The following is a 14,418-nucleotide window of genomic DNA, read 5'->3' as shown; positions in this document are numbered from 1 at the left end:
CGAGACAGACTTCACGACGGAGTGGTCAATGAGCGAGCAGGCTTACGATTCATCAAGCATCAAGGTGCTCAAAGGGCTGGATGCAGTACGCAAACGTCCAGGTATGTACATCGGCGATACCGATGACGGCACCGGATTGCACCATATGGTCTTCGAGTTGGTGGATAACTCCATCGACGAAGCGTTGGCAGGCCACTGTAGTGAAATTCGCGTGGTCATTCATGCCGATGAGTCGGTAACCGTTAGTGATAATGGACGCGGTATACCCACCGAACTGCATGAAGGCGAGGGGGTTTCTGCCGCTGAAGTTATCATGACCGTGCTACACGCTGGCGGCAAATTTGATGATAACTCTTATAAAGTATCCGGCGGCCTTCACGGCGTAGGTGTTTCCGTCGTTAACGCGCTGTCTGAAGAGCTGCGCCTGACGATTTGGCGCCAGGGCGAAGTATTTGAGCAGATTTATCACCACGGCGTGCCTCAGGCACCGCTTAGCGTCGTAGGTAAAACGGAAAAAACCGGCTCACGTGTTCATTTCCGTCCTTCGCCTAACACCTTTGCCAATATCGAATTCCATTACGATATTCTGGCTAAACGTCTGCGCGAGCTGTCGTTTTTGAATTCAGGTGTTGCCATCCGCTTGCTGGATGACCGCAGCGGAAAAGAAGAGCTGTTTCATTATGAAGGCGGCTTGAAAGCATTTGTTGATCACCTGAATTCCAATAAGACGGTGCTGAACCCTGTTTTTCATTTCAACGCCTCGCGAGAAGATGGCGTAGAAGTCGAAGTGGCCATGCAGTGGAGCGACGTCTTCACCGAAAGCATTTTCTGCTATACCAATAATATTCCTCAGCGGGATGGCGGTACTCACTTGGCCGGCTTCCGGGCGGCACTGACGCGTACGATGAATAACTACATCGAAGCGGAAGGCCTGCTCAAAAAAGCCAAGGTTAATACTGCAGGCGACGATGCACGTGAAGGCCTGACGGCAATTATTTCGGTTAAAGTGCCGGATCCGAAATTCTCTTCGCAGACCAAAGACAAGCTGGTCTCCAGTGAAGTGAAAACGGCGGTTGAGCAGGAAATGGGTCGCCTGTTTTCTGAGTACCTGATCGAGAAGCCCAGCGAAGCCAAAGCCATCGTTAATAAAATGCTGGATGCGGCGCGTGCGCGTGAAGCAGCGCGTAAAGCGCGGGATATGACGCGGCGTAAAGGCGCGTTGGATATCGCAGGGCTGCCGGGTAAGCTTGCCGATTGCCAGGAAAAAGATCCCAGTCAATCTGAGCTTTACCTGGTGGAGGGTGACTCGGCCGGCGGCAGTGCCAAGCAAGGCCGCGATCGGCGTACGCAGGCCATTTTGCCGCTGAAAGGTAAAATTCTTAACGTCGAGAAAGCACGCTTTGACAAGATGCTTTCATCTGCAGAGGTAGGCACGCTAATCACAGCCTTAGGCTGTGGCATCGGTCGAGAAGAATTTAACCCAGACAAACTGCGTTACCACTCTGTCATCATCATGACCGATGCGGATGTGGATGGTTCGCACATCCGTACACTGCTGCTGACGTTCTTCTTCCGTCAGATGCCGGAGCTGATTGAGCGTGGCCACATCTTTATTGCTCAGCCGCCGCTTTACAAGATCAAGCGGGGTAAGCAAGAGCTTTACTTGAAAGATGAGCAGGCCATGATTGATTACCTGACCACCACAGCATTGGATGGCGCAGGTTTATACGTCAATGCCGAGGCACCGGGAATCGCCGGGTCGCAGCTGGAAACACTGGTTAATCAATACCGCAATGTTATGAAGCGGATTGATCGCTTGGCGCGGGTATATCCGATCGAAGTGCTAAAACAGATTATCCATGCCACCGGCTTACAGGGTGAAACAAGCCTGAAAGACCGCGTGACGATGGAAAACTGGATTGCCGAGCTGCAGAAAACCATGGATGACATGGTGGCCTATGAAGGTGGCCCGCGCTATACCTTCTACCTGAAACAGGATGAAGAGCGCGGCTTACTGCTACCCACTGTATCATTGGTTGCCCACGGCGTAACGACCGAGTACGACTGGGGCCTAGATTTCTTTGAGAGCGCCGATTATCGGGCGATTTCAGCGCTGGGCGACACGCTTGACGGGTTGCTTGAAGAGGGCGCGTTTATTTCGCGTGGCGAGCGCCAGAAGCCGGTTGCGCATTTCTCCGAAGTGCTTGAATGGCTAATGCAGGAAGGCCAGCGTGGCTTGTCAGTACAGCGCTACAAAGGGCTAGGGGAAATGAACCCCGACCAGCTGTGGGAAACCACCATGGATCCAGATAGCCGCCGCATGCTACGCGTTACGATTGAAGATGCTGTCGCGGCCGATAAGATGTTTAATACATTGATGGGCGATGACGTAGAGCCACGCCGTGACTTTATCGAGACTAACGCGCTGGTTGCTAACCTTGACGTATAAGTCACGGTGCTGGAAATAGGATGTGGGCCTCGGTTTAAATGTTTCACGTGAAACATGCTTTTAACTTGCAGGCCTTTATCTGCGGATTGTATGACAGTACGAAAAAGTTAGCGCAGTACTGAAAATATAGCTAAAAATGAAAATGCCGCCGGTTTTAAACCTGCGGCATTTTTTTATGAAAAAATTTTTATAGTATAAATAGAAGCTTTATAAAAACAGGTTGGGGATAAGTAAGCTGCTGATAACTAGGCTGTTGATAAAATGATTACTTCTGCAGCGGAGAATGGTTAACTAAAAGCCAATCGACAAACTCTGCAAGATCAGCATGAATTCGTGCGCCTTCCAGGCCAATCGCCTTGGCTAACGTTTTCTCACCCTTACCCGTTTTTACCAATACCGGCCGACAGCCGCATGCCTTGCCCGCCTGTAAATCACGCAGGCTATCACCCACCATCCAGCTACCCGCCAAGCTTTGAAGATCAAGTTCGCGCTGAATATCATGCAGTAAGCCGGGCAGGGGTTTGCGGCATTGGCAGTCATCCTCGGGCCCGTGTGGGCAGTAAGCAATATGCGCAATGTGTCCACCGGCGGCTTCGACGAGCTGATTCAACCGAGCATGCATTGCCGAGAGCACGCTTTCATCATAGTAGCCTCGGGCAATACCAGATTGATTGGTTGCCACCGCCACAGTAAATCCAGCTTGGGACAGTTTGCCGATAGCGCTGATCGCTGAAGGGTAGGGCAGCCACTCTTCAAGCGACTTAATATACGCATCTGAATCCTGATTGATGACGCCATCGCGATCAAGAATAACCAGCTGCTGAGGGGAAGTAGGCATTATGTTTCCAACTAGAGACGCTGATTAAGCACCGCCAGCGCCTGCAAAGTAGCGCTAATTTTACGCCCATCGCTACCCAGGTACTTAAAGGGGATTTTTTTGCAGACGAAGAAGTCTAGACAGCGTGTTTTTAAACTGGTCTTGGACTTCCTGGCGGGCGTTATGTAACCCATCAATTAATGCAGGCGACAAGCGTTCAACCTGCATGGGCGATTTGTGTAGTTTGCCATACAGAGAAAAAATAAAGCAAAACCAATCACGCACCATACAGTTGACTGGACTATGTACCTTCCCGGGGTCAGTCTCAAAGTCGATAAAAACCGTCTTATCCTGGGTAACCAAAATATTGCGGGCAAATGCTTCGCTAAGATAACAGCCACGCGCATGCACGGCGTTCAACGCCTGAATGCTTTGCGTGAGTGTACTGTCGACTTCATCGACACTGCGTGCTTTTTTAAGCTTATCGAGCAGTGTTATGGCAGGCTGATCTGAAGACCCAGCATCCGCCAACAGAAGGGCGCGAGGGTGCTCTGCCAGTATCGTGGGAACCGCAATACCTGCGCTACTTAACGTTTTGATCCGCGCCGACTCCACCAGAATGCTTTGCTCGCCACCTAAATTAGGCACTGGTTTTAACACGTCAATATTACACCAGGCAGCCAACAGCTTTAGCGGCGCATAAGCAAGCTTCGAATTACGCTTGGCGGCACGTTTTAGCCATACTTTTTGGCCGTTAAGCGTATGGGACGCCATGTTCGCTTGCTGCTGGGGAAGCGAGTCCAATAAAAAGAGATCGTACACAGGGCATCTCCAAGGAGCTTAGGCTCCAGCCTTACTAGGCTTATCTACTAAGCAAAAAGACGACTTTAATATATTAAGTATTTTATTTTACCAAAAATCGATTATTTTTCACGATGTTTCACGTGAAACAAAGTGAGGCAATACGATAGATTTTTCGAAAATACAGTCAGCCCACTCAGCGGTGACTGTCTATGTGAATAGCCATCCTGCTAGTTTCACGCTGATGCAGGTGTGCTTACAGCGAAATCAATGCCACCGCTATAAACGCTGACAAGATAAATAGAGAGGTAAATAAGAAATGCCTTTTACCGGCGGCTTAAAGCCACCGGCAAAAGGTAGAAGGGAAGGAGATTATTGAGGGAGTAAGGAGATATCAGCAACGGCCAGGAAGAGCGCTTGAAGGCTAGCCAGGAGTGCTAAACGATTGTTGCGCACGGCCTCATCGTCTGCCATGACCATTACCTGATCAAAGAAGGCATCTACAGGCTCACGTAGGGTTGCTAGAACGTCCAGCGCCTGCTGGTAATCGCCTGTACCAAACAGTGGTGCTACCTGCTCCTGACGGCTGGTAACGGCTTTAAACAGCACCTGCTCGGCGTCTTCCTGCAGAAGTCTTGCATCAACCTCTAAGCTGCCGTTGTGTTCCTGTTTACTCAAAATATTAGACACGCGCTTATTGGCGGCGGCTAATGCAGCGGCCTCATCACGCTGAGCGAAGGCTTTCACGGCACGCAGGCGGCGGGCGAAGTCGAGCGGGTTGGTAACCGGGCGCGCACGTACGGCCAGATACATCTCTGCGCTAATGCCTTCTTCCTGCCCCCAGGCGCGGAAGCGGTCAAGCATGTAGGTCAGCACGTCATCAACCAGGCCTTCAGCCTTGGGCAGGGCCTGGTGCTGCTGAACAGCCGCGTCTAACAGCTCACGCAGATCAAGAGCCAGTTCGCCTTTAATCAGAATATTGAGTACGCCAATGGCGGCGCGACGCAGTGCGAAGGGGTCTTTGGCACCGGTTGGGCGCTGGCCAATACCGAAGATGCCCACCAGCGTATCTAGGCGGTCCGCCAGCGCCAGCGTCTGCCCGGTAAGGCTTTGCGGGATGGCGTCGGTGGCAAAGCGCGGCAGGTATTGCTCTTCAATGGCTTGAGCGACTTCGGCAGGCTCACCGTCCTGCTCGGCGTAGTAGCGACCCATAATGCCCTGCAGCTCAGGAAATTCGAGCACCATCTCAGTGACCAGGTCACACTTGGCAAGCGCCACAGCACGCTGAGCGTTAGCCACATCGCCATTAATCTTTTGTGCGATAAAGGTAGCAATCGCGGTGGTGCGGCGCGCCTTGTCGGCCAGAGTGCCTAACTGCTGCTGGAACACTACGCTTTCAAGCTGTGGAATACGCGAGGCAAGGCTCTGTTTGCGATCGGTATCGTAGAAGAAGGCGGCGTCGGCCAAGCGTGGGCGAATGACTTTCTCGTTACCCGAAATCACCTGCTGCGGGTCGGCACTATCAATGTTGGAGATAGTGATAAACAGCGGCTTGAGCTTGCCCTGATCATCCAGCAGGTGGAAGTACTTCTGGTTGGCCTTCATGGAGGAGATCAGACACTCCGCCGGCACGTCCAAAAAGCGCTCATCAAAGCTACCGGTAAGCGCTACCGGCCACTCCACCAAGCCGCTGACTTCAATCAGCAGGGCTTCGTCGATTACCGCATTGGCTTCCTGCACTTCGGCTTCGGACAGCACCTGTTCGCGAATACGCTCACGACGCTGCTCACGATCTGCCAGTACATAGGCATTCTCTAGCGTGGCAAGGTACTCATCGGCATGCTTGAGCTGAATCGCGTTCGGGGCATGGAAGCGGTGACCGTAAGTCGTGCAGCTCGCCTGAAGGCCTAACGCTTCGGCGGCGATGACGTCGCTGCCATACACGGCAACCAGCCAATGCACCGGGCGGGAGAACTCAATACGAGACGCACCCCAACGCATGTTTTTGGGCACCGGCAGGCCCTGAATGGCTTTACGCAGAATTTCGGGTAAAAGCGTCTGAATGCTTTCGCCTTGCTGCTGTTCACGGAAGCCAAGCCAGGTGCCCTTGTCGGTTTCCAGATGGATCAGTTCGTCCACGCTAACGCCACATGAGCGCGCGAAACCTTCGGCGGCTTTGGTAGGTACGCCGTCTTTAACGGCGGCAGCCAGTGCCGGGCCACGGCGCTCTACTTCACGGTCGGGCTGCTTGTCGGCAAGCTCGCTGACCTGTACTGCCAGACGGCGGGGGGTTGCATAGGCTTTAACGCTCTGAAAAGGAATTTCAGCTTCCTGAAGGCCTTTTTCAATCCCTGCGGCAAACGCATCGGAGAGCGCATCCAACGCCGTTGGCGGTAATTCTTCGGCACCTAGTTCTAATAAAAGCGTATCAACAGCCATTTATACGTCTCCCTGGTCGGCGAGTAGTTCGCGGCGAAGGGCCTCCGGGGCCATGGGGAAGCCTTCGGCTTTGCGCGACTCAAAGTAAGCAGCGGCGACGTCTCGCGCCATGGTGCGCACGCGTAAGATAAAACGCTGGCGTTCGGTCACGGAAATCGCGTGGCGGGCGTCCAGCAGGTTAAACGTATGCGAGGCTTTCAATACCTGCTCATAGGCAGGCAGCGGTAGGCGGGCATCCAGCAGTTTGCTGCACTCACCTTCCTGATGATCGAAGGCGGCAAAAAGATGGTCAACGTCAGCGTGTTCAAAGTTGTAGGCGGACTGCTCACGCTCGTTTTGCAGATACACATCGCCGTAAGTCACTTGGCTGCCGTCTGGGGCAATGGCCCAAACAAGGTCGTAGACGCTGTCGACGTTTTGCAGGTACATGGCAATGCGCTCAAGGCCATAGGTGAGCTCGCCGGTCACGGGGTAGCACTCGATGCCGCCCGCCTGTTGGAAGTAGGTGAACTGGGTAACTTCCATGCCGTTGAGCCATACTTCCCAACCAAGACCCCAGGCGCCCAAAGTAGGGGACTCCCAGTTATCTTCCACAAACCGCACATCGTGGATCAGCGGGTCCAGGCCTAAACGCTTGAGCGAGCCAAGGTACAGGTCCTGCAGGTTGCTCGGCGAGGGTTTCATTACCACCTGAAACTGGTAGTAGTGCTGCAGGCGGTTGGGGTTTTCCCCGTAACGGCCGTCAGTCGGGCGGCGGGAAGGCTGAACATAAGCCGCATTCCAGGATTCCGGACCAATGGCTCGCAGGAATGTGGCAGGGTGGAACGTACCCGCGCCAACTTCCATATCGAGGGGTTGGAGGATGACGCAGCCCTGTTCTGCCCAGTACTGTTGCAGAGCAAGGATCAAGCCTTGGAAGGTCGACACATCAGGCGTCGATTGGTTTGTCGAGACACTCATCGCAGAAAGCACCGTTGGCCATGAATTCATAAGCCGTCAAGTATACAATCCCAAGCAGATGGGTTATAGGCACGTATGCTAATAGGCACGTAAGCCAACACAACCGCTTTAGGTAAGGAGAGCGAGATGATCGTTGTAACAGGCGGAGCCGGTTTTATCGGTGCCAACATTGTCAAAGCACTGAATGCGCGCGGCCGTGACGATGTCATGGTGGTGGATGACCTGCGTGACGGCACTAAATTTGTCAATCTGGCCGACTGTACGCTAGCCGACTATTTGGATAAAGACGACTTTCTTGCCAGGGTTAAGACGGCATTACGCGGTGAGTTAACTGACCTACCTAGGATTGATGCAATTTTCCATGAAGGCGCCTGCTCTGATACCACAGAGTGGGATGGCCACTACATGATGGAAAACAACTTCGAGTATTCCAAGGTACTGCTCAACTACTGCGAGAAGTTCGGCATCCCTTTTCTATACGCGTCGTCGGCGGCCACCTATGGCGGGAGCGAAATATTTAAAGAAGCCCCCGAGCATGAAAAACCGCTCAACGTGTACGGTTACTCCAAACTGCTGTTTGATCAGCATGTGCGTTCGCGGTGGAACGAGCTGACGACACAAGTTGTTGGGTTTCGTTATTTCAACGTGTACGGCCCGCGTGAACAGCACAAGGGTAAGATGGCAAGCGTTGCCTACCACAACCACCTGCAAATCGGTAACGGCGAGAATCTGAAGCTGTTTGGCGCTTACGGCGGCTTTGATGCGGGTATGCAGAGCCGTGATTTCGTCTACGTGGGCGATGTGGTAGACGTAAACTTATGGTTTCTGGATAACCCCCAGGCATCGGGTATTTTTAACCTGGGTACCGGCCGGGCAGAGCCGTTTAAAGCAATTGGTGAAGCGGTCATCGACTTTTATGGCAAGGGCCAGATTGATTACGTCGACTTCCCTGAAGAGCTGAAAGGCCGCTACCAGAGCTATACCCGCGCTGATATTAGCCATCTGCGTGATTCAGGCTGCGATGTGGAGTTCAAAACCGTCGCCCAGGGTGTTAAAGCCTACCTGGAGTGGCTGAATGGCTAATTCCGCCAAGCGTCTGCTGGTGGTCGGCCCCTCGTGGGTGGGCGATATGGTCATGGCGCAAAGCCTGTTTATGACGCTTAAGGCACGCCATCCTGGGGCCATGCTAGGCGTTGTTGCGCCAGCGTGGTCGCAGCCCATTTTAGAGCGCATGCCCGAGGTCGATAAAGTCTTGCCGTTGAGCGTGGGCCATGGCGAGTTCGGCCTGGCCAACCGGCGCGAATTGGCGAATCAGTTGCGCGGGGGGTTTGATCGCGCCATTGTGCTGCCACGTTCCTGGAAGGCCGCGCTGGTGCCGTTTATGGCGCGGATTCCAGAGCGGGTGGGGTTTCTAGGCGAGCACCGCTATGGGCTTTTAAAGGAGCGCCGCAAGCTCGATAAGCAGGTGTTGGATCAGACCGTGAAGCGGTTTGTATCGCTGGGCTTACCCCTTGAAGAAACGCTCAACGGCGACTTCGTTATTCCCAGACCGCGCTTGAACATTGACCGGGATAACCTGGTTAATCTGCGCTTGGCGCATACATTGTCGTCGCGCCCGGCCATTGGCATGATGCCAGGGGCCGAGTACGGCCCTGCCAAACAGTGGCCGTTGGCCTATTTTCATGACCTGGCCAAGCGGCTTATTGGCGACGGTTTTGAAGTGCGGGTGCTGGGTGGGCCGAAAGATCATGATGCCGGTGAGATGATCGTTGCCGGGCTCTCCCACGCACATAACCTGTGTGGCAAAACCCAGCTGGCCGACGCCGTCGATCTGCTGGCTGACTGCTCGCAGGTGGTGACCAATGATTCGGGGCTAATGCATGTGGCGGCGGCGGTAGGCGTGCGTATTCATGCGCTTTACGGCTCCTCATCACCGGCCTATACGCCGCCGCTTACCGATAATGCGGTAATTCATTATCTGGGGCTTTATTGCTCACCGTGTTTTGAGCGCACCTGCCCCTTGGGGCATACCAACTGCTTGAACCAGCTGACGGTGGAGCAGGTGTATCAGGCAATGCACGCTGACCAGCAGCGCAAAAACGGCATCATTAATAAATAATTTCGATCTCGCCGGCCTGATCGGCTGGCGTTTCGGTGACCTGCACTGTCGGTTGCGGCTCTTCCTCGCGGCGCTGAGGGGCCAGCCCTTCCCATAAGCGGTGCTGCAGGGCCGTTTCCTGGCGCAGACGTTCGTTGAGTATTTCAATACCGTGCACTTCAACCAGCGTCGGCTTTTCACTGATTAGTGAGGCCCCAAGCCCGGCCCGGTGTTCGTTAAGCTCAAAGCCCATTTTCTCCAATATAGTGGGGAAAACATCCAGCATGGTGGCGTCACGGCGAATGCGCTGAGGCTCGATATGATCGCCCAGCATAATCAGCGTATTGTCACGATCGAGTGCCGTCAGTTGATCCCAGACGGAAACCCGCATGGTGAGGTGGTCGCTAAGAACGACGACCAGCGTATTATCCAATAAGCCTTCCTGCTGTAGCTCTTCAATGAATACCCGCGCCTCATAAGCCGAGCACTCTACCGAATAAAGGATATCCTGGCCGTCAAACTCGCCCTGCCGGTCAAGGCATGTTTGGGACGGGAAGCCGCTTGGCGCATGGCCGGCAAGGTTAAGATTAACCACTGCCCAGGGCCCGCTATCCTCTTCATCCAAACGGCGTATTTCATCAGCGGTGAAATCGTAAAGGGTATCGTCATAAATACCCCAGCTATTTATATACTCAGGGTCTTCAAGCTTAGGCGCGAACTCCTCTTTACCTTTGACGGTATTAAACTGATGGCCGCGATAGAAAAGCCCTTTACCTGCGAACTGAGTGCTAGCACCGCCTAAATAGCTCAGCCGGTAGCCGTGGGCGGCTAAAATATCGCCTAGGCAGTCAACGCCGGGTACCACGTGCGTGAGCGGTTCAAACTGGGTATCGTGTAAAAGCCCTGCGGGCATTAGCGGCACGCCACACTGGCTGGCAATCATGCCTGCCATGGTCCAACCGGTGTTTTCCATCTGGCGGATGCCTTCAAATACCAGCCCTTGTTCACCCAAAGTGTTTAGATCCGCATAGGCGTCATTAAAAATATCGTTGCCGTAAGTACGCTCAAGGCTTTCCAGGTACATAATTAGCAGGTTCGGCTTATGCTGCTGTTCGTCCGTGGGCGGCGGCATATAGCGTCGATTAAGCCACTCACCGTCATCTGCCACAATCGCTACGCTGCGTTGACCCAAGCCATATAGCAGCGGGTTGGCGGCCAACAAAACAATAGCAAAGTACCGCTCGGCAAGGCGCCAACGCTGGTCGTGGCGTGCAAGCCAGGTCACCGACCATAAGACACCCGCCATAACGACAATATACATAATGGCGGAGATCATTTTGCCAGCGCCACCGTGTTCGGCGATACCAGCCTGCAAATGGAAGAACACCGCGCCTAAATCAACACTGCCAAAGCTGTCGGCTAAATAGACATACACGCCCATCAAGCTGAGCGGTACCAATGACCACGGCCATATTCTGCGATAACGGGCATTTAGCGGCTTGCCCCAGGCAAGCTTGAGGCCAATGCCAATCCAGACCGCCGCGATCAGAAGCAGTGTCCACCAAGGTAGGCGGGTTAATACGGTTGCGGCATAACCCAGGCTGAGGCCAATCATAGCCAATGGCAGCCAAGGGGTAAGCTTAAATGATGTCAAGGTGGGCATGCCGTATCCCTTCGATATCCCAAAGTAAGCCTCTAAGCTTACCAAATGTTGTTATCGTAATGCGCAATTCATATTGTTATGGGCGTGCTAGCATTTATATTGAGGCACCCTGGCAAAATGCGCGGCTCTACGCGCTTACTAACCCTGACTGGCGAAGGTGATCTGTGCCAATTTCTGCCGTTTTAATTGTTAAAAATGAAGCACATCATTTACGTGAGTGTCTGGATACGCTGACCTGGGCCGATGAGATCGTCGTGCTGGACGCGGGCAGCCAGGATGAAACCTGTGCGATTGCGCGTGAGTATACGGATAACGTCAGCGTTAACACTGACTGGCAGGGGTTTGGCATACAGCGTCAACGGGCAGAGGCGTTGGCCCGCCATGAGTGGATATTGATGGTCGATGCCGATGAGCGTGTGACGCCACAACTGCGCGACAGCATTCTCAACGCAGTTCAACAGCCGCCCGCCGTTTACAGTGCTTGCCGCCTCTCATGGTGCTTTGGACGCTTTATCCGCCATTCCGGCTGGTATCCTGATCGCGTGCTGCGCCTCTACCCCAAAGCACAGGCTTCCTATAACGCAGCGCTTGTGCATGAAAAACTCGTAGTGCCGGAGAACCTGAGCGTTCAGCGACTTACGGGGGATCTGCTTCACTACACCTATCGTGATTTGCGCCACTACTTAGAAAAATCTGCCCACTATGCCCAAGCGTGGTCAGAGCAGCGTGCCGCGCAGGGCAAAACCGCGACGCTGGGTAGCGGTTTCATCCATGGGCTTGCCTGCTTTATCAAAATGTATCTGCTAAAGGCCGGCTTTAAAGACGGTAAGCAGGGCTTTTTACTGGCACTACTCTCAGCGCACTCAACGTTTAATAAATATGCCGACCTATGGATTCGCACCCGCACGTCCGCGCCTGAGAAGCGCTGATATCTCTTGGGCGGCGGTTGCTATATCAATCGCCGCCATATCCTGCTGGTTGGCCACGGCCGGAGGGCTGAACGCCAGGCGTTTTTCGGCGCTATTGCAGGTTTGCCAGCGCAGCGGCGTGGCCGAGCGTTTGGCGGGGTAAAATCCTGCAGTGGCAATATTCAGGCAGCCAGCAATATGCAGCGGGCCGGTTGAGCCCGCGATCAACATATCGGCGCCGGCAAGCTGAAGAGCAAAATCAGCCACATTTTGGCTAGCGGGCAGGCGTCTGGCAGTAATGCCTGTCTGGGCCAGCTGATCGACCAGCGCCTCGGCATGGGCGTCTTCACTAGGCCCTGCGCTGATTAGCCAGCTAACGTTGTCGGTCGTCTGATTGATGAGCGCAATAAGCGCCGCGTACTGATCAAGTGAGAGATTAACCGCCGAGCCACCGCTACCCGGATGCACGACAACGATGGGGCTGTCAGCTTCTGGGTTAGTTTCCCGAGTAGTCTCGAGCAACACTTGCCGTTGGCGCTGCGTATCGCTTAGCGGCCAGAAGGGCGGCGAAGGGAGTGCTGTAAGCTTAAGCGAAAGCCTTGCCAACAGCTCGCAGGCCAGATCCACGTTGTACTGGTACTCAGGCTTTGCCGATTGAGAGCGGCGCTGGCGTATTCGAGCGTTATAAAACAGCTGTGCCCACTTGGTCGCCGGTGCGACGCGCAGCGGTATTCCCGCTCGCCAGCCCAACAGGCCAATACGCGGGGTTGAGAAAAGCGTTAGCAGAGCATCAAATTGGGCGGCTTTGACCTCGGCAAGCAAGGCTTTTTGAGCCGCAGCGTCAGCCTGGCGGCCAGGGTCAATAATGACCTCGTCGACCCACGGGCACGCGCTGGCCAATGGCGCAGTGTAAGCGGGCACCAATACCGTGATATGCGGGGTAGGCGATGCACTTTTTAAGCATGCCAGCGCCGGCCATGCCAGCATAAAGTCACCGATTTTGTCGTTGCGAACAACGAGCAATTTCTTCGCCATGGTTTAAGCCCCGTTAATTGCAGCCTGTATACTACAAGAGATTGTATTCATTGTTTAACGGTGCGTAGCTGGGTAGGTGAGGTGATGGCAAATAAAGTGCTGCAACTATGTATGTCCGACGGCAAAGGCGGGATGGAGCTATATGTCGATCGCGTAATGGGTGACCTGAAAGACGAGGGCTGGGAGGTCATCGCCATCTGCCTTGAAAACACTAAGGTGGAAGCGTATATGCAGCAGAATAACGTGCCATATAAAGCCTTTAAAAGTAATGCAAGCGCGCTGGCGCGTGTCATCAGCCTTCGTCGTTGGCTAATACAGGAAGGCGTCCGCATTGTTCATTGCCATAAGTCGAGTGACTTAAGATTAAGCTCGTTATTAAAGTGTTTGATGCCTGGCTTGAGAGTGCTTTATACCGATCATGTCGGTGGGCAGCGGCCCAAGAAGAACCCTTATCACCGGTTTGCTTACGGCAAAGTGGATCGTGTTTTATCCATTAGCCAGGCGACTTACCAGCGTAATGTCAGCAATCTGCCCGTCAATCGTGAACAGGTTATCTGCCTGCCCCATGGTGTCGATACCAATAAGTACCGGCCTTGTTATGATCTGGACGCCATTCGCATCAAGCGCGATGCGCTGGGCATTCCTCGTGACGCGGTCGTGATTGGGTTGCCTGGGCGCGTAACGCCGGGGAAGGGCCAGGATATCTGGGTGAAAGCGCTGCTTGAGCTTGATCCTGAGCTGAATTTCTATGCGCTCTCTATCGGTGGCACCGATTACGATTCAGGCGGTGTGGAAAGCTTTTATCAGGGTTTACAGGCGCTGATTGTGGATACCGCGCTGGAAGACAAGATTACGTTCCTGGGTCACCGTAACGATTTAACCGACATACTGCCGGTGCTCGATCTAGTGTGTATTCCCTCAGAAAACGAAGCCTTTGGCCTGACGATTATTGAGTCAATGGCATGTGGCATGCCGATTATTGGGTCAAATACCGGCTCGCTGCCAGAGTTGGTCGATAGCGCCTCAGGCGTCTTAGTAGGTCCTCACGACATTAGCGCATGGTGCGCTGCGATGGATGCCATGGTGCGTAATGACGCCACGCGTCAAAGTATGGGCAAAGCCGCCCGGCAGCGCGTCGAGCAGCACTTCAGCAACAAACAGCATGTGAAGCGCTTAATTGAGGCTTACAGTGCTTCTGCCTAGTTTTTATGAGCATTGTTTTTAGGAACATCGTTTGTATGAACGTCG

11 protein-coding genes are annotated in these 14,418 nt (G+C 53.8%); 5 read left to right on the top strand and 6 right to left on the bottom strand.

The window, feature by feature from the left end:
• Positions 1-28: 28 nt before the first annotated feature.
• Complete coding sequence (gene gyrB, locus INT33_RS04800; RefSeq protein WP_192536747.1) at positions 29-2,449, top strand: DNA topoisomerase (ATP-hydrolyzing) subunit B; 2,421 nt, start codon at positions 29-31, stop codon at positions 2,447-2,449.
• A gap of 265 nt (positions 2,450-2,714) precedes the next feature.
• On the opposite strand, the gene gmhB is transcribed toward gyrB, so the two are convergent.
• The 4 genes from gmhB to glyQ form a co-directional block, all read right to left on the bottom strand.
• On the bottom strand, positions 2,715-3,287 hold the full coding sequence (gene gmhB / locus INT33_RS04795; RefSeq protein WP_192536746.1) for a D-glycero-beta-D-manno-heptose 1,7-bisphosphate 7-phosphatase: 573 nt from the start codon (positions 3,285-3,287) through the stop codon (positions 2,715-2,717).
• Positions 3,288-3,371: 84 nt separating this feature from the next.
• A complete protein-coding gene (locus INT33_RS04790) occupies positions 3,372-4,088 on the bottom strand; it encodes a BUD32 family EKC/KEOPS complex subunit (protein ID WP_226940075.1) in 717 nt (238 codons plus the stop codon).
• A 351-nt stretch (positions 4,089-4,439) separates the two neighbouring features.
• Positions 4,440-6,506 (bottom strand): glycine--tRNA ligase subunit beta, encoded by a 2,067-nt coding sequence (gene glyS, locus INT33_RS04785; protein WP_193091258.1) that lies wholly within the window; start codon positions 6,504-6,506, stop codon positions 4,440-4,442.
• Positions 6,507-7,466: a glycine--tRNA ligase subunit alpha gene (gene glyQ, locus INT33_RS04780; RefSeq protein WP_026285791.1), complete on the bottom strand. Its 960-nt coding sequence runs from the start codon at positions 7,464-7,466 to the stop codon at positions 6,507-6,509. It abuts the gene before it with no gap.
• Between the two features lie 126 nt (positions 7,467-7,592).
• On the opposite strand from glyQ, the gene rfaD reads away from it, so the two are divergent.
• Both rfaD and waaF read left to right on the top strand, forming a co-directional pair.
• Positions 7,593-8,549, top strand: a complete 957-nt coding sequence (rfaD, locus tag INT33_RS04775; protein WP_192536743.1) for an ADP-glyceromanno-heptose 6-epimerase — start codon at positions 7,593-7,595, stop codon at positions 8,547-8,549.
• Positions 8,542-9,585 (top strand): lipopolysaccharide heptosyltransferase II, encoded by a 1,044-nt coding sequence (gene waaF / locus INT33_RS04770; RefSeq protein WP_193091257.1) that lies wholly within the window; start codon positions 8,542-8,544, stop codon positions 9,583-9,585. Before rfaD ends, waaF begins: the two co-directional genes overlap by 8 nt.
• Here the strand turns inward: waaF and INT33_RS04765 are convergent.
• Entirely contained in the window at positions 9,575-11,227 is a 1,653-nt protein-coding gene (locus INT33_RS04765; RefSeq protein WP_193091256.1) for a sulfatase-like hydrolase/transferase, read from the bottom strand. The two genes, waaF and INT33_RS04765, sit on opposite strands and share 11 nt — an antisense overlap.
• Before the next feature lie 164 nt (positions 11,228-11,391).
• Between INT33_RS04765 and INT33_RS04760 the strand changes: the two genes are divergently transcribed.
• Positions 11,392-12,156, top strand: coding sequence for a glycosyltransferase family 2 protein (locus INT33_RS04760; RefSeq protein ID WP_193091255.1), 765 nt, complete (start codon positions 11,392-11,394; stop codon positions 12,154-12,156).
• Here INT33_RS04760 and INT33_RS04755 read toward each other — a convergent pair.
• Positions 12,115-13,170, bottom strand: coding sequence for a glycosyltransferase family 9 protein (locus INT33_RS04755; protein ID WP_192536739.1), 1,056 nt, complete (start codon positions 13,168-13,170; stop codon positions 12,115-12,117). The two genes, INT33_RS04760 and INT33_RS04755, sit on opposite strands and share 42 nt — an antisense overlap.
• Before the next feature lie 84 nt (positions 13,171-13,254).
• Here INT33_RS04755 and INT33_RS04750 point away from each other — a divergent pair, with 84 nt between their 5' ends.
• Positions 13,255-14,373: a glycosyltransferase family 4 protein gene (locus INT33_RS04750; protein ID WP_193091254.1), complete on the top strand. Its 1,119-nt coding sequence runs from the start codon at positions 13,255-13,257 to the stop codon at positions 14,371-14,373.
• Positions 14,374-14,418 lie beyond the last annotated feature (45 nt).

It is taken from the genome of Halomonas colorata, assembly GCF_014897985.1.
Taxonomy (GTDB): domain Bacteria; phylum Pseudomonadota; class Gammaproteobacteria; order Pseudomonadales; family Halomonadaceae; genus Vreelandella; species Vreelandella colorata.
Note: the sequence above shows the minus strand (reverse complement) of the source record. Positions and strands in the feature narration are given on the sequence as shown.

Coding starts and splice junctions, on each gene's coding strand:
- glyS (WP_193091258.1), bottom strand. CDS start 6,506: ATGGCTGTTGATACGCTTTTATTAGAACTAGGTGCCGAAGAATTACCG.
- rfaD (WP_192536743.1), top strand. CDS start 7,593: ATGATCGTTGTAACAGGCGGAGCCGGTTTTATCGGTGCCAACATTGTC.
- gyrB (WP_192536747.1), top strand. CDS start 29: ATGAGCGAGCAGGCTTACGATTCATCAAGCATCAAGGTGCTCAAAGGG.
- INT33_RS04750 (WP_193091254.1), top strand. CDS start 13,255: ATGGCAAATAAAGTGCTGCAACTATGTATGTCCGACGGCAAAGGCGGG.
- glyQ (WP_026285791.1), bottom strand. CDS start 7,466: ATGAGTGTCTCGACAAACCAATCGACGCCTGATGTGTCGACCTTCCAA.
- gmhB (WP_192536746.1), bottom strand. CDS start 3,287: ATGCCTACTTCCCCTCAGCAGCTGGTTATTCTTGATCGCGATGGCGTC.
- INT33_RS04755 (WP_192536739.1), bottom strand. CDS start 13,170: ATGGCGAAGAAATTGCTCGTTGTTCGCAACGACAAAATCGGTGACTTT.
- INT33_RS04765 (WP_193091256.1), bottom strand. CDS start 11,227: ATGCCCACCTTGACATCATTTAAGCTTACCCCTTGGCTGCCATTGGCT.
- waaF (WP_193091257.1), top strand. CDS start 8,542: ATGGCTAATTCCGCCAAGCGTCTGCTGGTGGTCGGCCCCTCGTGGGTG.